At 73.2% G+C, this 18,602-nt stretch carries 18 protein-coding genes and 1 pseudogene; 13 read left to right on the forward strand and 6 right to left on the reverse strand.

Features of this window, described 5'->3' with window-relative positions:
• Window positions 1-79: 79 nt before the first annotated feature.
• The gene (locus tag KBX63_RS01300; RefSeq protein WP_210906946.1) at window positions 80-1,180 is read left to right on the forward strand and encodes a D-alanine--D-alanine ligase family protein; all 1,101 of its coding nucleotides are present in this window, start codon (window positions 80-82) and stop codon (window positions 1,178-1,180) included.
• A 50-nt stretch (window positions 1,181-1,230) separates the two neighbouring features.
• On the opposite strand, the gene KBX63_RS01305 is transcribed toward KBX63_RS01300, so the two are convergent.
• Window positions 1,231-1,917, reverse strand: coding sequence for a DUF3515 family protein (locus tag KBX63_RS01305; protein WP_307871576.1), 687 nt, complete (start codon window positions 1,915-1,917; stop codon window positions 1,231-1,233).
• A complete protein-coding gene (locus tag KBX63_RS01310; RefSeq protein ID WP_013284547.1) occupies window positions 1,918-2,151 on the reverse strand; it encodes an Lrp/AsnC ligand binding domain-containing protein in 234 nt (77 codons plus the stop codon).
• Between the two features lie 153 nt (window positions 2,152-2,304).
• Here KBX63_RS01310 and KBX63_RS01315 point away from each other — a divergent pair, with 153 nt between their 5' ends.
• Entirely contained in the window at window positions 2,305-3,237 is a 933-nt protein-coding gene (locus KBX63_RS01315; protein WP_210907606.1) for a thiamine-phosphate kinase, read from the forward strand.
• A 29-nt stretch (window positions 3,238-3,266) separates the two neighbouring features.
• On the forward strand, window positions 3,267-3,728 hold the full coding sequence (locus KBX63_RS01320; RefSeq protein WP_210906950.1) for a GNAT family N-acetyltransferase: 462 nt from the start codon (window positions 3,267-3,269) through the stop codon (window positions 3,726-3,728).
• A gap of 34 nt (window positions 3,729-3,762) precedes the next feature.
• Here KBX63_RS01320 and KBX63_RS01325 read toward each other — a convergent pair whose 3' ends face one another.
• Together KBX63_RS01325 and rpmB are read right to left on the reverse strand one after the other, a co-directional pair.
• Window positions 3,763-5,019, reverse strand: coding sequence for an ATP-grasp domain-containing protein (locus KBX63_RS01325; RefSeq protein WP_210906952.1), 1,257 nt, complete (start codon window positions 5,017-5,019; stop codon window positions 3,763-3,765).
• A 178-nt stretch (window positions 5,020-5,197) separates the two neighbouring features.
• Window positions 5,198-5,389 carry a 50S ribosomal protein L28 gene (gene rpmB, locus KBX63_RS01330; protein ID WP_007456456.1) on the reverse strand — a complete coding sequence of 64 codons (192 nt, stop codon included), beginning with the start codon at window positions 5,387-5,389 and terminating at the stop codon, window positions 5,198-5,200.
• 296 nt (window positions 5,390-5,685) lie between these two features.
• On the opposite strand from rpmB, the gene KBX63_RS01335 reads away from it, so the two are divergent.
• Both KBX63_RS01335 and recG read left to right on the forward strand, forming a co-directional pair.
• Window positions 5,686-7,299 carry a DAK2 domain-containing protein gene (locus KBX63_RS01335; protein ID WP_210906953.1) on the forward strand — a complete coding sequence of 538 codons (1,614 nt, stop codon included), beginning with the start codon at window positions 5,686-5,688 and terminating at the stop codon, window positions 7,297-7,299.
• Complete coding sequence (recG, locus tag KBX63_RS01340) at window positions 7,296-9,494, forward strand: ATP-dependent DNA helicase RecG (RefSeq protein WP_210906955.1); 2,199 nt, start codon at window positions 7,296-7,298, stop codon at window positions 9,492-9,494. The genes KBX63_RS01335 and recG overlap by 4 nt, the downstream gene beginning before the upstream one ends.
• Window positions 9,495-9,767: 273 nt before the next feature.
• Here recG and KBX63_RS01345 read toward each other — a convergent pair whose 3' ends face one another.
• Both KBX63_RS01345 and KBX63_RS01350 read right to left on the reverse strand, forming a co-directional pair.
• The gene (locus KBX63_RS01345; RefSeq protein ID WP_210906957.1) at window positions 9,768-10,757 is read right to left on the reverse strand and encodes a cell wall anchor protein; all 990 of its coding nucleotides are present in this window, start codon (window positions 10,755-10,757) and stop codon (window positions 9,768-9,770) included.
• A gap of 326 nt (window positions 10,758-11,083) precedes the next feature.
• On the reverse strand, window positions 11,084-12,592 hold the full coding sequence (locus KBX63_RS01350; protein ID WP_210906959.1) for a cell wall anchor protein: 1,509 nt from the start codon (window positions 12,590-12,592) through the stop codon (window positions 11,084-11,086).
• A gap of 305 nt (window positions 12,593-12,897) precedes the next feature.
• On the opposite strand from KBX63_RS01350, the gene rsmD reads away from it, so the two are divergent.
• From rsmD to mutM, 8 genes and pseudogenes are all read left to right on the forward strand, one after another.
• The gene (gene rsmD / locus KBX63_RS01355; protein ID WP_210906960.1) at window positions 12,898-13,461 is read left to right on the forward strand and encodes a 16S rRNA (guanine(966)-N(2))-methyltransferase RsmD; all 564 of its coding nucleotides are present in this window, start codon (window positions 12,898-12,900) and stop codon (window positions 13,459-13,461) included.
• Window positions 13,458-13,940 carry a pantetheine-phosphate adenylyltransferase gene (gene coaD / locus KBX63_RS01360; RefSeq protein ID WP_210906962.1) on the forward strand — a complete coding sequence of 161 codons (483 nt, stop codon included), beginning with the start codon at window positions 13,458-13,460 and terminating at the stop codon, window positions 13,938-13,940. The genes rsmD and coaD overlap by 4 nt, the downstream gene beginning before the upstream one ends.
• Window positions 13,941-14,177: 237 nt before the next feature.
• The gene (locus KBX63_RS01365; protein ID WP_210906964.1) at window positions 14,178-14,675 is read left to right on the forward strand and encodes a hypothetical protein; all 498 of its coding nucleotides are present in this window, start codon (window positions 14,178-14,180) and stop codon (window positions 14,673-14,675) included.
• A gap of 110 nt (window positions 14,676-14,785) precedes the next feature.
• Window positions 14,786-15,349 carry a DUF177 domain-containing protein gene (locus KBX63_RS01370; RefSeq protein ID WP_089017299.1) on the forward strand — a complete coding sequence of 188 codons (564 nt, stop codon included), beginning with the start codon at window positions 14,786-14,788 and terminating at the stop codon, window positions 15,347-15,349.
• A gap of 5 nt (window positions 15,350-15,354) precedes the next feature.
• Complete coding sequence (rpmF, locus tag KBX63_RS01375) at window positions 15,355-15,528, forward strand: 50S ribosomal protein L32 (protein WP_074317731.1); 174 nt, start codon at window positions 15,355-15,357, stop codon at window positions 15,526-15,528.
• 114 nt (window positions 15,529-15,642) lie between these two features.
• Window positions 15,643-16,629 carry a phosphate acyltransferase PlsX gene (locus tag KBX63_RS01380; protein WP_210907609.1) on the forward strand — a complete coding sequence of 329 codons (987 nt, stop codon included), beginning with the start codon at window positions 15,643-15,645 and terminating at the stop codon, window positions 16,627-16,629.
• A pseudogene (rnc, locus tag KBX63_RS01385) lies at window positions 16,626-17,381 on the forward strand (ribonuclease III); the annotation flags it as partial. The gene KBX63_RS01380 and the pseudogene rnc, both read left to right, overlap by 4 nt.
• A gap of 304 nt (window positions 17,382-17,685) precedes the next feature.
• Window positions 17,686-18,543, forward strand: coding sequence for a bifunctional DNA-formamidopyrimidine glycosylase/DNA-(apurinic or apyrimidinic site) lyase (mutM, locus tag KBX63_RS01390; protein WP_210906968.1), 858 nt, complete (start codon window positions 17,686-17,688; stop codon window positions 18,541-18,543).
• Window positions 18,544-18,602 lie beyond the last annotated feature (59 nt).

The following is an 18,602-nucleotide window of genomic DNA, read 5'->3' on the forward strand; positions in this document are numbered from 1 at the left end:
CCACGCACAGTAAGGTCAACCGGGTGAGCGCCACCGGCGAGCACGACCAGCCGCAGTCGCGTACGAAGAGGTGACCGGAGTGACCACCCCAGGCAAGACCCGCGTGGCGATCGTCTTCGGCGGCCGCAGCCCGGAGCACGGCATCTCCTGCGTCAGCGCCGGCAGCGTGTTCGGCGCGCTCGACCCCGACGAGTACGAGGTGGTGCCGGTGGGCATCACCCGGGCCGGCCAGTGGGTGCTGACCAGTGGTGACCCCGCGCAGCTCGCGATCAACGCCCGCCAGCTGCCCGAGATCACCGCGGAGTCCGGCGCGGACATCGTGCTGCGTGCCGACCCGACCGGCAACGGGCTGATGGTGCTCGACCCGACCGAGGGCCCCCGCGCGCTGGCCGACGTGGACGTGGTCTTCCCGGTGCTGCACGGCACGTACGGCGAGGACGGCACCATCCAGGGAATGCTGGAGATGGCCGGCATCCCCTACGTCGGGGCGAACGTGTTCGCCTCCGCCGCCGCCATGGACAAGGAGTTCACCAAGAAGCTCTGCGCGGTCGAGGGCATCCCGGTCGGCCCGTACGCGGTGCTGCGCAACGGGATGACGCTCAGCGACCAGGACAAGGAGCGGCTCGGCCTGCCGGTCTTCGTGAAGCCGTCCCGGGCCGGCTCGTCGTTCGGCATCACCCGGGTCACCGACTGGGCGCAGCTGGACGCGGCGGTCGTCACCGCCCGGCAGTTCGACCCGAAGGTCATCATCGAGGCCGCGGTCGTCGGCCGCGAGATCGAGTGCGGTGTGCTGGAGGGGGAGGCCGGTGGCGCGCCCGAGGCGTCCGTGCTGGCCGAGGTGCGCGTCGTCGCCGACCACGACTTCTACGACTTCGAGGCGAAGTACCTCGACGACTCCTGCGAGTACGACATTCCGGCCGGGCTGCCGGAGAAGGTGACCCGCCAGGTGCAGGAGTACGCCGTCCGCGCGTTCACCGCGCTGGACTGCGCCGGTCTGGCCCGTGCCGACTTCTTCGTCACCCCCGAGCTGGACGTCTACCTCAACGAGATCAACACCATGCCCGGGTTCACGCCGACGTCGATGTTCCCGCGCATGTGGGCGGCCTCCGGCCTGGAGTATCCGAAGCTGGTCAACCGCCTGATCCGCACCGCCCAGCGGCGCGGCGTCGGCCTGCACTGAGCCACCCGACGCCGGCCCGCGGCACCACGCCCAGCGGAACGCGGGTCGGGTCAGGCCCGGCAGCCGGCGGGAACGGCGCCGCCGGAGGGCACCGAGGCGACGACCGCGCTGGAGACCGGTGCCACCCACTGCAACGGCTGCTCGTAGGAGCGTGGGATGCGCACCGTCACCGGCGTCTCCCGGTCGACCGTGGTGAGCACGGTCGCGTCGCCCTGCTCGACCGAGTGCCAGCAGACCCGGTTGACCGTCCAGACCTCGTCGGTGGCCGGGACGGTCGGCTCGGTGCCGCCGCAGGCCACGGTGAGGGCGGGGTCGCCGTACGCGGCGTTTTGCTCCGGACCGGCGGTGACCGGGCGCTGGGCCAGGTCGCGGATGGTCGGCGGCAGCTGGGAGAGCAGGGCACGGCAGACCGTGGCCGGGCGGGCGGCCAGCGCCGGGGCGGCCATCTCGACCGGAGCGGTGGACTGCACCCGGGCGGCGGTGGGGCTCGGCGTGGCGGCCGGCTCCGCCGGGGAGAGCTTGGTGAAGGCCAGCACGGCCACCAGCAGCGTGACCGGCAACGCGATCAACGTGGCCAGCAGGGCCGCGCCGCGGAGCGTCCGGTCCCGGCCAGCCGGCGCGTCGGCGGCCGGGTCGGCCGGCTCACGGATACCGTCAGCCGGCTCGGGCGCACCGTCGCGCGTCCCGGCGAGCTGGTCGTCGTTCCGAGCGGCGGAGGAGGTAGCCATCTCGTCCACTTACAGCCGCACCACCGAACACGTGAGGGTGCGAGTGATGCCAGGCACCATCTGCACCTTGCTGACGATGAGTTTGCCGAGCTCGTCGACGGTGTTCGCCTCGGTGAGGACGACCACGTCGTACGGCCCGGTGACGGCGTCGACGCGTACCACGCCGGCAAGGTCCGCGATGAGACCGGCCACGTCACGTGCGCGGCCGACCTCGGTCTGGATGAGGATGTACGCCTGTACCACGACTCGACCTCCGTCCGTCGCCGCCCAGGGGCGGCCCGAAGGGTGAAACTACCTTACGGACCAGGTCTGATCCCTATCGGTGGTCAAGGAGCAGCAGTGAGCGAGCGCGGCGGTGCCGGGCAGAACGGACGGAACGCCGGCGGTGTCGCCAGCGTGGGCGGGATCGGCGAGTTCGGGTTGATCGGGCGGATCACCGCCCGCCTGCCGCTCGGACCGACGACCCTGCTCGGCCCAGGGGACGACGCGGCGGTGGTGGCCGCCCCGGACGCCCGGGTCGCCGCCTCCACCGACGTGCTGGTCGACGGGCGGCACTTCCGGCGGGACTGGTGCTCGGCCCGGGACGTCGGGCATCGGGCCGCGGCGGCCAACCTGGCCGACATCGCGGCGATGGGCGCCACCCCGACCGCCCTGCTGGTCGCCCTCTGCATGCCGGCGGACCTGGAGACCAGCTGGGCCGAGGAGTTGGCCGACGGGCTGGCCGCGGAGGCGGCCACGGTCGGCGCGAGCGTGGTCGGCGGGGACATGTCGTCCAGCCCCACCCTGACCATCGCGGTCACCGCGCTGGGCGACCTCGGCGGCCGCCCGCCCGTGGTGCGCTCCGGCGCCCGCCCCGGTGACGTGCTGGCCCTGGCCGGCCGCACCGGGTACGCGGCAGCCGGCCTGACCGTGCTCACCCGCGGCTTCCGCACCCCCCGGCTGCTGGTCGACGCGTACCGACGGCCGCAGGTGCCGTACCCGGCCGGACCGCAGGCCGCCCGTCTCGGCGCCACCTCGATGATCGACGTGTCGGATGGGCTGCTCGCCGACCTCGGGCACGTGGCGGCGGCCAGCGGGGTGGCGATCGACGTGCGCCGGGACGCGTTCGAGGTGCCCCGGCAGATGGCCGACGCCGCACAGGCGCTCGGCGTCGACCCGTACACCTGGCTCCTGGCCGGTGGCGAGGACCACGCGTTGGCCGCGACCTTCCCCCCGGCGGTGGCGTTGCCGGCGGACTGGCTGCCGATCGGCCTGGTCACGGCCGGTACCGGGGTCACCGTCGACGGCGCGCCCTACGAAGGGCCGCGCGGCTGGGACCACTTCCGGTGAGGCCTCGCGCCGGCCGTACCCTGGATGCCGTGAGTGAGATCGAGATCCGGGTGGCGCGGTTCGACGCGCCGGTGGCGCAGCAGTTGATCCGCGACGCGCTGGCCGACCTCGGCGCACGCTACGGCGGCACCGGCGACGACACCCCGGTGGACGTGGCCGAGTTCGAGCCGCCGGACGGCGCGTTCCTCGTCGCCTACCTGGCCGGCGACCCGGTCGGCTGTGGCGGTTGGCGCAGCCACGGCGCGGACACCGCGGAGCTGAAGCGGATGTACACCGCCCCGGCGGCCCGTGGGCGGGGCGTGGCCCGGACGGTGCTGGCGGCCGTCGAGCGCTCGGCCCGTGAGCGGGGCCGCAAGCGGATGGTCCTGGAGTGCGGGGACAGGCAGCCCGAGGCGATCGCCATGTACACCTCCGCCGGCTATGAGCAGATCCCGAACTTCGGCTTCTACAAGGACGAGGAGGGCTGCGTCTCCTTCGGCCGCACCCTCTGAAGCCGGGCAGTCGCCGACCGCCGGTGGCCGGCGTTCAGGCCGTGGTGATCCGGATCTGCGCGGCGGCTCGGGCGACCGCCCCGGTCGCCTCCGCCGGGTCGGCGCCCCAGGCCAGCACCTGGCCGCTGCGCCGCACCGACGAGGTGACCTCGGCGACCCGGTCGCCCACCGCCACGCCCACCCCGACGTCCAGCACGCCGGGTACCTGGCTGGCCGCTCGTACCCCCTCCACGGCGGTGACGGTGCCGGGCGGAGCGAGCAGGAACTCCACCGCCGCCGCGCCGCTCGGCCCGGCCGGCAGCGCCGGGCGTTCCCCCCGGAGCGTGCGCAGGTACGCGGCGACGAACCCGCACTCGTAGGCGACCGAGATCAGTACGGTGATGAGGTCGCCGGGGAGCCGGGCGGCGCATTCCACCAGCGCCGGGCCGTCGACGGTGCGGATCCACTCGCTGTGCAGCACGCCGGTACGGAAGCCGGCGGCGCCGGCCAGCCGGGTGGCCACGTCGAGCAGCTCCCGTCGGGCGTCCTCGGGCAGGGCGGACGGCACGGTGTGCCCGGTCTCCACCGGCCGCCCACCGGTCAGCACCCGCTTGTCGGTGACGTTGCCGAAGCGCACCTCGCCGTCGGCGATCAGCAGCTCCACGCTGTGCTCGGTGCCGATCAGCACCTGCTCGGCGAGGACCGCGGTGGGTAGGCCGTGGGCGATGGCGTCGGGAGGCGTCTCCGGATCGGCGCTGGCGGCCCAGGCGGCGGCGACCAGCGCCGGGTCGGTGACGATCTGCACGCCGAGGCTGCCGGCGCGGCGGGTGGGCTTCAGCACGCAGCGCCCGCCCTGCCGGTGGGCGAACTCGGTCGCTTCGGCGGCCGTGGCGACCACCGTGAACGCCGGGTTGGTCAGGCCGGCCGCCGCGGCGAGCAACCGCATCCGGTGCTTGTCGGTGAAGATCTCGGCGGCCTTCACGCCGGCGCCGGGCAGGCCGAGCGCTTCGGCCAGCCGGGCCGCGGCGAGCACGCCGTACTCCTGGCCGGGCACCACCAGCCGCGCGGCGGCCAGCCCCGGTTCCCGGGCCAGCAGCGCCGCCGGGTCCAGGCCGGTCTGGTACTCGGCCGCCACCAGCCGGGAGACGAACGGCAGCGCGGCGCAGCGCCGCTCAAGGTCGCGGCGGCGGATGAGGTCGGGTTCCTCGACCACGACCACGCTGCCGGCGGGCAGCAGATCGCCGAGCCCGCGCAGCAGATCCAGCGCGGAGCCCATCATGACCATCTCGTCCCGGCTCAGGTCCAGCTGCACCCGTCACCCCTTCGCCCGGGCCGGACCGGACGTCCGGCGCAGCGAGACCTTAACCGGGCGGGCGGCCGGGCAGGCGGCCGCGTCGCGTAGCCGTCAGCGACCTGGCGCGGACACGACAGAGCCGGCGGACCGCAGGGGTCCGCCGGCTGAGCCGTACGAGAAGGTGGGTGCTACCGCGTCAGGCGCGGGTGACCTTGCCGGCCTTGATGCACGAGGTGCAGACCTGCAACTTCTTGGTGTTGCCGCCACCGGCCGGGGTACGCACCGACTGGATGTTCGGGTTCCAGCGGCGGTTGGTCCGCCGGTGCGAGTGGGACACGTTGTGGCCGAAGCCCGGTCCCTTGCCACAGACGTCGCACACGCTAGCCACGGGATACTCCTGGGATTGAAACGTTCATGAGGTCGCCGGCAGGCGCTGCCCGGGCAACCTGGTCAGGTTACCCGATGACCCGCCGACCCGGCCAACCGGCCCGGTCGGGCGACCGCCCGTGGCCCGGCCGGCAGGTGCTGGTGCGCCCGTCCGCCGGGTGGTGGGCCGGTCCGGCGGCAACGATACCCGAGGTCCCCGTCCCGGCCGCCCGAGCCGGGTTCAGCGCCGGAGCCGGGGCGAACGGACACGCCGGACGAGTCCGACGGCTGTCGGCGTGCGCCAGTAGGCTTCTGGCCGTGCTGGACACCCTCGACGCCGCCGCGGTCCGCCGGTGGTGTGCGACCGGGTTGACCGCGCTGAAGCGCCACCAGGGCGAGATCGACGAGCTCAACGTCTATCCGGTGCCCGACGGCGACACCGGCACCAACCTGGTGCTCACCCTCACCTCGGCCCAGCAGGCCCTGGCCATGAACCTGGACACGCTCCCGGACAGCGGGCCGACCGCGCACGGGCACGCGTTGCGGCTGATGGCCCAGGGCGCTCTGCTCGGCGCGCGCGGCAACTCCGGTGTGATCCTCTCGCAGATCCTGCGCGGCTTCGCCGACGCGGCCGCCACGGTGCCGGCCGTACGCGGCCGGGAGCTGGCCGCCGCGCTGCGGGGCGCCACCGTTGCCGCGTACACCGCGGTCGCCCGGCCGGTGGAGGGCACCCTGCTCACCGTGGTCGGCGCGGCCGCCGCCGCAGCCGAGCGGGCGGACAGCGACGACCTGCCGTCGGTGGCCCGGGCCGCCGCGCGGGCGGCGGCCGAGGCGCTGGCCCACACCCCGGAGCAGCTGCCGGCCCTGGCCCGCGCCGGTGTGGTCGACGCGGGCGGCCGGGGCCTCTGCGTGCTGCTCGACGCCCTGGTCGAGGTGCTCACGGGGGAGATCGCCGTGCGCGCCGCGCCGGCGCCGCGCGCCGCCCGGCCGGCCGCCACGATCGCCCGGGAGACCGGCTCCGAGGAGTACGCCTACGAGGTGCAGTTCCTGCTCGACGCCCCGGCCGAGGCGGTGACCGGGATGCGCCGGGCGCTGGAGGCGCTGGGGGATTCCCTGGTCGTCGTCGGCGACGGCCGTGAGCCGGAGAGCACCTGGAACGTGCACGTCCACGTCAACGACGTCGGCGCGGCGGTCGAGGCGGGGGTCGCCGCCGGCCGCCCGTACCGGATCTCGGTGACCCGCTTCGCCGACCAACCGGAGCCGTCCCCCGGCCCGGCGGCGGACGGCCGTGCCGCCGTGGTGGTGGCCACCGGCGTCGGGATCGCCGGGCTGTTCGCCGCGGAGGGAGCCACCGTGGTGCCGGGCAACCCGTCCACCGGGGAGCTGCTCGACGCGGTGCGCAGCACCGGCGCGGCACGGGTGGTGGTGCTGCCAAACGACCCCGACACCGAGGCGGTGGCGAGCGCGGCGGCCCGTGAGGCACACCGCTACGGCATCAAGGTGAGCGTGGTGCCGACACGCTCGCCGGTGCAGGCGCTGGCCGCCCTCGCGGTCCGCGACGGCACCCGCCGCTTCGAGGACGACGTGATCGCGATGGCCGAGGCCGCGGGTGCCTGCCGCTACGCCGAGGTCTGCCACGCCAGCCGGGAGGCGCTGACCGTCGCCGGGCCGTGCCGTCCCGGTGACGTGCTGGCGCTGGTCGAGGGGGAGGTGCACCTGATCGGCGCCGACCTGACCGACACCTGCGCGGCGGTGGTCGACCGCATGCTCGGCGGGGGTGGGGAGCTGGTCACCCTGCTGGCCGGGGTGGACGCGCCGGCCGGGCTCACCGATGCCGTCCGCGCGCACGTCGCGCGGCGCTGGCCGTTCGTCGAGGTGCAGGCGTACCCGGGCGGCCAGCCGAATTATCCGCTCCTGGTGGGAGTCGAATGAGCGAACCGGCCACGGTGGACACCCCGCTGAAGAAGCTGGTGGGGGACAAGACGGCCAAGGCGCTGGCCGCCCACCTCGACCTGCACACCGCGGGTGATCTCGTCTACCACTTCCCGCGCCGCTACGACGAGCGTGGCGAGCACACCGACATCCGCTCGCTGGACGTCGGCGAGCAGGTCACCGTGCTGGCGCAGGTGCAGCGCACCGCGGTGCGCCCGATGCGCCAACGCCGGGGCAACCTGCTGGAGGTGACCGTCGGCGACGGCTCCGGGGGGCTGCTGACGCTGACGTTCTTCGGCAACCAGGCGTGGCGCGAGCGGGAGCTGCGTCCGGGCCGGTGGGGTTTGTTCGCCGGGAAGGTCACCGAGTTCCGGGGCAAGCGTCAGCTCAACGGCCCGGAGTACGTCCTGCTCGGCGAGGGCGGCGACGGCGAGGCGGCGGTCAGCGACGAGATCGAGGAGTTCGCCGGCGCGCTGATCCCCGTCTACCCGGCCGCGGCGGCGGTGCCGACCTGGGTGATCGCCCGCTGCGTGCGGGTGGTGCTGGACACCTTCACCCCGCCGGAGGATCCGGTGCCGGCCACGGTGCGGGCCAGCCGCAACCTGGTCGGGCTGGGCACCGCGCTGCGGGAGATCCACCGGCCGGGCAGCAAGGAGGACCTCTACCGGGCGCGACATCGGCTCAAGTGGGACGAGGCGTTCGCCGTCCAGCTGACCCTGGTGCAGCGCAAGCACCGGGCCGCCGACTGGCCGGCCCGCCCCCGCCCGGCGCGTCCCGGCGGGCTGCTGGACGCCTTCGACGCGCGGCTGCCGTACGAGCTGACCGCAGGTCAGCTTGACGTCGGCGTGGAGATCGCCACCGACCTGTCCGCCCCGCACCCGATGCACCGGTTGTTGCAGGGCGAGGTGGGCTCGGGCAAGACGGTGGTGGCGCTGCGGGCGATGCTCCAGGTGGTGGACGCGGGCGGCCAGGCGGCGCTGCTGGCGCCCACCGAGGTGCTGGCCGCACAGCACCACCGCGGCATGCTCGACCTGCTCGGCCCGCTGGGGCGGGCCGGCGAGCTGGATTCCGCCGAGCATGCCACTCGCGTGGAGCTGGTCACCGGCTCGCTGGGCGCGGCCGCTCGCCGCCGGGCGCTCGGCGAGGTGGCCTCCGGCGCCGCCGGCATCGTGCTCGGCACCCACGCGCTGCTCTACGAGGGAGTGGACTTCGCCGACCTCGGCCTGGTGGTGGTCGACGAGCAGCACCGCTTCGGGGTGGAGCAGCGCGACGCGCTGCGGGCCAAGGCCGAGCAGCCGCCGCACGTGCTGGTGATGACGGCCACCCCGATCCCGCGCACGGTGGCGATGACCGTCTACGGCGACCTGGAGGTCTCCACCCTCTCCCAGCTGCCCCGGGGGCGCTCGCCGATCGCCTCGCACGTGGTGCCGGCCGCGGAGAAGCCGGCCTTCCTGGACCGGGCCTGGCGCCGGCTGCGTGAGGAGGTGGCCGCCGGCCACCAGGCGTACGTGGTCTGCCCAAGAATTGGCGAGGGGCCGGTCAGCGACGAGGAGCCGCCGCCGGTGGACGACAACGGCCGCCGGCCGCCGCTGGCCGTGACCGAGGTGGCCCCGCTGCTGGCGGAGGGGCCGCTGCACGGGCTGCGGATCGGGGTGCTGCACGGCCGGCTGCCGGCCGACGAGAAGGACGCGGTGATGCGCTCCTTCGCCGCCGGCGACCTGGACGTGCTGGTGGCCACCACCGTCGTCGAGGTCGGCGTGGACGTGCCCAACGCGACCGTGATGATCGTGCTGGACGCCGACCGCTTCGGTGTCTCCCAACTGCACCAGCTGCGCGGTCGGGTCGGCCGGGGGGCTGCGGCAGGGCTCTGCCTGCTGGTCAGCGAGGCGGCCGAGGGGTCGCCGGCGCGGGAACGGCTGGACGCGGTCGCCTCCACGGGCGACGGCTTCAAGCTCGCCGAGCTGGATCTGGAGCAGCGCCGCGAGGGCGACGTGCTGGGTGCCACCCAGTCCGGGCACCGCTCACACCTGCGGCTGCTGTCCCTGCTGCGCGACGCCGACCTGATCCGCGACGCGCGCGCCGAGGCGATCGCCCTGGTCGAGAAGGACCCGGAGCTGACCCGGCATCCGGCGCTTGCCGCGTCGGTCACCGCCCTGGTCGACGAGGACCGCGCCGAGTACCTGGAAAAGGGCTGACGTTTCATTCGACCCTGATCACTTGATGCTCAGCAGACGGCGGTTCGAGCTGCATGGGGTCGACCGCCATGCGGGCGCCAGTCGGGCCGGTTCACTCACTGACGGTAATGGCGGCAATGCGGTGGGGTTGTCCCGAGTGGCGGAACCATTCGAGGCCGAAACCAGAACGTGATGGGCTCGGTTCAGGTCTCGGTGCGCGTGGGCGCGGGCGGAAACGCCCGAGGGCGCGTCGACCGGATGGTCGACGCGCCCTCGGGTTCAGCGCGGTTCGGTTCAGGCGGTGAACCGGAGCCGGCGACGGCGGGCCATCATGAAGAGGCCCGCGCCGGCGGCCAGCAGGACGACGGCGCCACCCGCGATCATGGTGGTGTTCGCGCCGGTGAGCGGCAGGCCGCCGCCCTCGCCCTCGCCACAGTCGGCCGGCTTGGCCCACTTCACGGCGTCGGCCGGGTCGGCCTCCTCACCGTCGATGCTCGGGGTGACGGTCAGCCCCTCGTACGCGTCGAAGGAGACCTCGGTCTTCTTGCCCGGGGTCAGCTCCAGCTTCTTGCTCACGCCCTTCTCGGTGGTGAGCACGATGGTCGCGGCGACGCCGTCCGCCGGGTTGTCGGCGGAGATGACCAGGGCGTCACAGTCGAAGATGATTTCGAAGACCGGGGCGTTGGGCTCCTCCGGCACCAGCGGGCCGGTGGGCTCGCTCGGCTGCGGGGTCGGCACCGCAGTGGTGGGGGCCGGGGTGGTGGGAGCCGGGGTCGTCGGGGCCGGGCTGGAGGGCCCGGCGCTCGGCGTCACGGTCGGCGTCGGCGTCGGCGCCCCCGGCGTCGGGGTGGCGGTCGGCGGTTCCGCGGCGCAGGTCTCGTCCAGCACGGCGGTGCCGGTGGCCGTGTTGGTGTGCAGTCGACCGTCGCGCGTCCACTCGGCGGTGATCTTCAGGTCGAGCGCCGCACCCTTGGCGGTGTACTGCACGCCGACGACCTTGCCGTCCGTCGACTTCGGCAGCTCGCGGCCGGCCGGGATACCGTTGACGTAGGTGTTGGACGGGGTCCACACCTCGGTGATCGTGGCGTCGAGGTCGTCCTCGCTGTTCACCACGGTCCACTGGACGCGGTACACGCCGTCCTCGTTCGTCTCACAGGCGGTGCCGGAGATGGTCGAGTGGTGGGCGAAGGCCGGGGTGGCGACCGTCGCGACGCCAGCGATGCCGATCAGCGCACCGGCGGCGATGGCCGCCACGCGCCGGAACGGAGACTTGGGAGGGTTCACGCCTGCTCCTGGTGAGGGGTTACGGGTCACGTGGCGAGAGGCCGGGAGGCGGCGCGACCGAGGGGTCGCCTACTCACCGGCGTCGCGCGACGTGGGGGTGTGCCCGCGGCGAAGCGGGGACAGAGGGTGACTGTACTGACGGGTCATGGATGTGAGGCGTTCAGATCATTGCCATCAGGCAATGTCGTCGACTTGTGATCATTGATGGTCGCACGGTAGCGGACCGCTCACCTGCGGCCCTGGCCCGGACGTCGCTCCGCAATGGACCCGGACAGACGCCAAGGGCGCGCCGACCGGATGGTCGACGCGCCCGTGAGCTGTTCAGGTCAGGCGGTGAAGGTCACCCGACGCCGCCGTGCGATGACGAAGAGCACCGCGCCCGCGATCAGCAGGGCGACCGCGCCGGCGGCGATGCCGCCCGCCGCCGCGCCGGTGACCGGGAGGCCCGGCTCCTCGCCGCCGGCACCCCCGCCGCCGCAGTCCTGCTCCGGCGTGTATACCGCCTCCATCTCGAGGTCCAGTTCAGGCAGCGAGACGAGCGCCGACTCGGCCTTACTGGCCTTGAAGGTCACCTTCTCCGACTCGCCGGCCGCGACCGTCCGGGTCTCGGTCTTGTCGCCGTAGGTGAACATGGCCTTGACCGGGAGCCCGCCCTTGGGGTTGGTCACGGTGAGCGTGAAGTTCTTGCAGTCGGCCTCGGTGGTCACGGCCGGCAGGGGGCAGTCCTCGGGACGCTGCCACGAGTACGTGCCGTTCTCGATCACCTTGCCGTCGACCAGCACCTCGATCTTGCCGGCGTCGGCGGCGGGCACCACGATGCTGGTGTCGGCCTTACCGGCCTCGACGGAGACCTTCTTGGACCAGCCGTTCTCGCCCTTGACCTCGAACTCGACCGGGTACTTGCTGGTCTTGCCGTCGTTGCTCAGCGAGACGGCCACCGTGCCGTCGCACTTGGAGGCGAAGGTCGCGGCCGGGGTGGTGCAGCTCTTGTCGCCGCCGTTGTACCAGCCCTGCGGCCCGCTGGACCGGTTGCCCGGCGCGCCCGCGGAGCCCAGCTTCTTGTCGCCGTACCGCTTGCCGCCCTCGACCAGCGGGTCGATGACCTGCTCGCCGTCGCCCCAGATCAGGTCGACCTGGGTGTGGCAGTCCGGGATCTCGACGTTCAGCTTGATCTCGGTCTGGGTGCCGCCGACCCAGTCGCTGTCCGGCGTGCCGTAGACGTACTGCGGGGTGGCGAACTGCGGCCGCGGCGCGAAGTACGACACCAGCGTGAACCACTGCTTGCTCTCGCCGCAGAGCGGCAGCTCACCGTCGAGCTTGACGGTGGCGGTGCCCTTCGGACCGTCGAAGGTGTGGCTGTACTTGGCCTGGTCGGCGTCGACGCACTTCGGAGCCGGGGCGCAGGACTTGTCGGCGGCGAGGTTGATGCCGCCGTCGTTGGTGGCCTCCTGCCCGTTCTTCTTCCACTTGCCGAACACGATGAGCTTGGCGCTGGCGGTGTCGCCGGGCACCCGCTGGACGGCCGTCACGGAATCGCCCTTGGGGATGACGGAACCCTCCAGCGACACCGCGGTGGCGCCCTCAACGGGCACGGTCACCGGGGTGCCCGGCTCGGCGGTCACCTTCTTGAGCGTCACGGCCTTGTCGCGCTCGCTGTTCTCGACCTTCCACGTGATCACTCGCTCGCCGGTGAGCTGGTCGCAGTCGGCGGTTGCGGTGATCGTGGTGTGGTGTGCGCTGGCTGGGGTGGCCACCGCGACGACCCCGGTGACGCCGATGAGGGCGGCTCCCAGGACGGCCAGCGGTCGCCGTAGCGACAGCTTGGGACGGATCACGGGTACTCCTGGAGTGCTGAAGCGTTAGGGGCGTGGCACGGAAGCGACAGTGGACGGTCACTGCACGTCCGGATGCGGGGGCGCGCTCCCGAGCCGTGGGCCGGCGGGTTGCCGTCGGCACCGGGCAGACCCTAGCGAGATCGCCGCGAGTGATACAGCGCTCAGGATTCGCTAAGACTGATGTTATGAACATGAGATCATCGATATACGAGCCGTGATCATGTGGTTGCCCGGTTGATACGGGCGGTGTCGGTCGCGGCCTTCGTCGGCTCGCGTAGCGTCGGGGTCATGAGCAGGAGGAGACGGTGACCCGGATCGTGGCCGGGACGCTCGGCGGCCGGCGGATCGCCGCGCCCCCCGGCGCCGGCACCCGACCCACCTCCGACCGGGTCCGGGAGGCGCTGTTCAGCGCAGTCCAAGCCGAGGCCGATCTCGACGGTGCCCGCTTCGCCGACCTGTACGCCGGCTCCGGCGCGGTCGGGCTGGAGGCGCTCTCCCGGGGTGCCCGGCACGTTCTGCTGGTCGAGTCCGACGCTCGGGCTGCACGGGTGATCCGCGAGAACGTGGCGGCACTGCGGGCCGGCCCCGCCGTCCGCCTGGTGACCGGGAAGGTGGCGACCGTGCTCGCCGCCGGCCCGGACGGCGGGCCGTACGACGTCGTCTTCGCCGACCCGCCGTACGCGGTGCCGGACGCGGAGATCACCGCGCTGCTGACCACGCTGGTCGACGGCGGCTGGCTGGCGAGCGACGCCCTGGTGGTGGTGGAGCGGTCCAGCCGCACCGGGCCGGTCGAGTGGGTGGACGGGATCACGGCCGAGCGCAGTCGCCGTTACGGCGAGACCACGCTTTGGTACGGTCGCCGATCATGAGACGTGCGGTGTGCCCCGGCTCGTTCGATCCGGTCACCAACGGACACCTCGACATCATCGGCCGAGCCAGTCGGCTCTTCGACGAGGTGATCGTCGGCGTGCTGATAAACCAGTCGAAGAGTGGTCTCTTCACCGTCGAGGAGCGGATCGACATGCTCCGCGAGGTGACCGCCTCGTACGGCAACGTGCGGGTCGAGTCGTTCCGGGGGCTGCTGGTCGACTTCTGCCGGGCCCAGCAGGCGAGCGTGTTGATCAAGGGCCTGCGGGCGGTCAGCGACTTCGACTACGAGCTGCAGATGGCCCAGATGAACATCGGGCTGGCCGGCGTCGAGACGCTGTTCATGCCGACCAACCCGCTCTACTCGTTCCTCTCCTCCAGTCTGGTCAAGGACGTGGCCAAGTGGGGCGGCGACATCTCCGCCCACGTCCCCGACCTGGTCCGCGAAGCCCTCCAGTCCCGCCTCGGCCCCCGCCCCTGACGCTCCGGCGTCGCCGCGGTCCCAAGATCGTGGCCTTTGTGACAGTTGCCGGACGGCACGTGCAAGATCATTGAGGCCCTTCGCCGGCTCGGTCGCGCCGTGTGACGGTGCCGCGACGCGCCGGGTCGGGGTGGATCGGGCAGGTGTGGGGCGGGCACGACATGATTGGTAGAGCGGGGAACCGGCCGTAGCCCGCATCATGGAGGTCGGCCGACGAACGACAGGAGTGAGGTACCGGTGGACCCGCTCGATCGCATCGACGAACTGATCGCCATGGTGGAGCAGGCCCGCTCCGTCCCGATGTCGCGCAACAACTGCATGGTCGACCGGGGTGAGATGATCGCGGCGCTCGACGAGATGCGCGCCGACCTCCCCGCCGACCTGCGTCGCGCCGCCGCGCTGCTCGACGAGCGCGACAAAATCATGGAAGCCGGCAAGCGCGAGGCGGACCGGATCATCAGCGAGGGTGAGGCGGAACACGCCCGCCTCGTCTCGGTGAACGAGATCACCGTCTCGGCCGAGCACGAGGGGGCCCGGATCATCGCCGAGGCCCGGGCCGAGGCACAGCGCCTGCGTGAGGAGGTCGACGACTACGTCGACACCGCGCTGGCCAACTTCGAGCAGTTCCTGACCAGGGCGCTCGCCTCGATAGAGCGCGGCCGCGACAAGATGCACGCGCTGCGGGAGATCGGCACCTTCGGTGGGGATGAGGCCGAACGCCCGCTACCCTTCTGAGCGGCACCTCATCAGCCGACATTCTTAGGCGGGCGTCGCCCCCGGTTCGACGGTCCGGCGGTCACCCAGGTAACCTTTTTTGTCGGCCTCACACCGGCCGGAGTCTGACTATGCCCAAACACTCGCCATCGACACTCGACCCCAGGTCGCCGCTGGTCCTCGACACGAGGGACCTGCCGCGCCGGCCTGGCGCGTTGCGTACCGTCCAGCGGGTCGTGCCGGCACCGGCGGACCTCGGTGTGGAGTTGATCGGCGTTCCGGAGGGCGCGGACCTCGACCTCGACCTGAGGCTGGAGTCGGTGTCCGAGGGCGTGCTCGTCTCCGGGACCATCACCGGTCCCGTCCGGGGCGAGTGCGGGCGCTGCCTGCGCGAGATCAACGACTCGATGGCCGTGACGATCCAGGAGCTGTACGCGTACGAGAACAGCACCACGGACGCCACGACCGAAGAGGACGAGGTGGGCCGGATGCAGGGCGATCTGATCGACCTGGAGCCGGCGCTGCGGGACGCGTTGGTGCTCACGCTGCCGACCAACCCGCTCTGCCGGGAGGACTGCCCAGGACTGTGCCCCGAATGCGGGACGCACTGGGACGATCTGCCGGCCGACCACAGTCACCAGCAGATCGACCCGCGTTGGGTGGGCCTGTCGCAACTGACCCGTACAGAGGAGTAAGAACCGTGGCCGTCCCGAAGCGCAAGATGTCGCGCAGCAACACCCGGTCCCGCCGGGCGAACTGGAAGGCGACCGTGGTCGCGACCGTCGCGTGCCCGCAGTGCAAGTCCCCGAAGCTGCCGCACGCCGCCTGCTCCGTCTGCGGCACCTACAACGGCCGCCAGGTCATCGAGGTCTGACCTGGACGCCGAGTGACGCCCCCGACCCCGGGTCGGGCGGCGCGCGCACCCTGGCATTCGCCCGGTGCCCCGGCTCCCTCCGATGCCGGCCGGCCCACTCCGGTCGACGTTCCGGTGGAGCCGGGCACCGCGCGGATCGCCGTTGACCTCCTCGGCGGGGACGACGCTCCCGCCGTCGTGGTTGACGGCGCTCTGCGGGCCGTGCGCGCCGACCCTGACCTGCATCTCCTTCTCGTCGGCCCGGCCGAGGTCGCCGACGGGCTGATCGCTGCCCTCGATCCGGCCCAACGCGCCCGGATCACGGTACGGCCGGTCCGCGACGCCGTCGGCATGGCCGACCATCCCAGTGCCGCCCGCGCGGAGAGCACCGTGCGGGCCGCTGTCACCGCCGTCCGCGACGGCACCGCCGACGCCCTCGTCTCCGCCGGCGCCACCGGCGCCACCGTCACCGCTGCGGTGCTCGGCCTCGGCCGCTGGCCCGAGATCCGTCAACCCGCCCTCGTCGCCACCCTGCCCGCGGTCGCCGGGCTGGTCGTGCTGCTCGACGTCGGCGGCTCGCTGGAGCCCCGCCCGGCCACCCTCGCCCGGCACGCCGTGCTCGGCGCCGCGTACGCCGCGGTGGCACACTCGATCGCCGAGCCCCGTGTCGGCCTGCTCTCGGTCGGCACCGAGGCCGGTAAGGGCGACCGGGTCCGTCGGGCCACCGATCCGCTGCTCGCCGTCGAGCCGCTGCCTCCAGGGGCGCGCTACGTCGGGCTGGTCGAGGGGTACGACGTGGCCTTCGGCGCGCGCGCCGATGTGGTGGTCACCGACGGCTTCACCGGTAACGTGCTGCTCAAGGCGATCGAGGGCGCGTACGCGATGGCCGGCGGCCCGCCCGTCGGTGGTGGCGCCCCCCGTGCCGCCGCCCTGCTCGGCGTAGCCGGGACGGTGGTCGTCTGCCACGGCTCCGCTCGCGCCGCCGACGTCGCCTCCGGCATCGCCCTCGCCGCCCACCTGTGGCGGCGGCGTGCCACCGACCTGGTCTCCGCGTTGCTCGACGGCGACGCCGCGACGCACCGCACCGACCGCTCCACCGACACCGAGGTACGCACATCATGAGCAACGACAAGCGGCGGCGGGCGTCCGTCGGTCACCTGGAAGCCGCGTTCGGCGTGAGCCTGGACCCGGACCTGCTGCAACGCGCGCTGACGCACCGCTCGTACGCGTACGAGAACGGCGGTCTGCCCACCAACGAGCGGCTGGAGTTCCTCGGTGACTCGGTGCTCGGCGTGGTGATCACCACGGCGCTCTTCCACAACCACCCGGACCTGCCCGAGGGGCAGCTGGCCAAGCTGCGGGCCAGCGTGGTCAACATGCGCGCCCTCGCCGACGTGGCCCGTGGTCTGGGCCCGGACGGCCTCGGCGCGTACCTGCTGCTCGGCAAGGGCGAGGAGACCACCGGCGGTCGGGACAAGGCGAGCATCCTCGCCGACACCCTGGAGGCGCTGCTCGGCGCGATCTACCTCCAGTACGGGCTGGACACCGCCGGGATCGTCATCCACCGGCTCTTCGATCCGCTGATGGCGGAGTCGGCCGGCCGGGGCGCGGCCCTGGACTGGAAGACCAGCCTCCAGGAGTTGACCGCGGCGCAGGGGCTCGGTGTGCCGGAATACCGGATCGAGGGAACCGGCCCGGACCACCTCAAGACGTTCACCGCCTGGGTGGTGGTGGCCGGCAACCGGTACGGCGGCGCCGAGGGGCGCAGCAAGAAGGAGGCCGAGCAGCGCGCCGCCGAGGCGGCCTGGCGCACGCTCGCCGATCAGGACGGCCAGGACGGCCAGGGCGGCCAGGCTGGTCAGGGCGGCCAGGCTGGTCAGGGCGGCCAGGCTGGCGCGAACGGGCGGACCGACCGGGGCGGCTCGGCCGACCTGGATGAGCCGGTCGGGCCGATGGAACGGGCCGAGCGGGCGGCCCAGACCGAGCAGGCCGACCACCTGGCGCAGGCCATGCCGGCCGACGTCGCCGAGAAGGAGGCCCCGACCGGGGTCGAGCAGGCCCCGGTTAACGGCGCTCGTCCGACCGCCGGCGGCGCCAACGGCACCCGGGCCGCCGCCGACTCGGCCACGGCTGACGCGACCGGCGCCGCCGCCGGTGACCGCGGGACGGGCCTGCGACGTGCCTGAGCTGCCCGAGGTGGAGACCGTCCGGCAGGGGCTGGCCCAGTGGGTCATCGGCCGCCGGATCGCCTCGGTGGAGGTCCGCCACCCCCGCGCGGTCCGCCGGCACGTCCCCGGCGGCGCGCACTTCGCCGACGTGCTCGCCGGCCGGACCGTGCTGGACGTCCGCCGCCGCGGCAAGTACCTGTGGCTGCCCCTGGACAGCGGCGACGCGGTGATCGGGCACCTCGGCATGTCCGGCCAGCTGCTGCTCCAGCCGCCCGGCACGCCCGACGAGACCCACCTGCGGGTGCGGTTCCGGTTCGCCGACGACGGGCCGGAGCTGCGCTTCGTCGACCAGCGCACGTTCGGCGGGCTCTCGGTCAGCGAGGGTGGCGCCGACCTGCCCGCGGAGATCGCGCACATCGCCCGCGACCCGATGGACCCGGAGTTCTCCGACGCGGCGTTCGTCGCCGCGCTGCGCCGCCGCCGCACCGAGGTGAAACGGGCCCTGCTCGACCAGACCCTGATCTCGGGTGTGGGCAACATCTACGCCGACGAGGCGCTCTGGCGCGCCGGGCTGCACGGCACCCGTCCGACCGACGCGCTGACCGGCCCGGCGGCGCTGCGCCTGCTCGGCCACGTCCGCGACGTGCTCGCTGAGGCGATCAAGGAAGGGGGCACCAGCTTCGACGCCCTCTACGTCAACGTCAACGGTGAGAGCGGCTACTTCGACCGGGCGCTGAACGTCTACGGCCGCGAGGGTGAGCCGTGCCGGCGGTGTGGTGCGCCGGTCCGCCGGGAGGCGTTCATGAACCGCTCCTCGTACAGCTGCCCACGCTGCCAGCCCCGGCCCCGGGGTTCCCTTCAGGGATGACCCGGAGGTGGTTCGGGGTCGGTGCCGACGGGTCGTGGCCGACCTCTCCGGGCTGGACC

Source organism: Micromonospora sp. U21 (assembly GCF_018070045.1).
Classification (GTDB): Bacteria; Actinomycetota; Actinomycetes; order Mycobacteriales; family Micromonosporaceae; genus Micromonospora.

Excerpts from the sequence above, each read along its gene's own strand:
- recG (WP_210906955.1), top strand. The coding sequence starts at position 7,296 with ATGAGCGAACCGGCCACGGTGGACACCCCGCTGAAGAAGCTGGTGGGG.
- KBX63_RS01370 (WP_089017299.1), top strand. The coding sequence starts at position 14,786 with ATGCCCAAACACTCGCCATCGACACTCGACCCCAGGTCGCCGCTGGTC.
- coaD (WP_210906962.1), top strand. The coding sequence starts at position 13,458 with ATGAGACGTGCGGTGTGCCCCGGCTCGTTCGATCCGGTCACCAACGGA.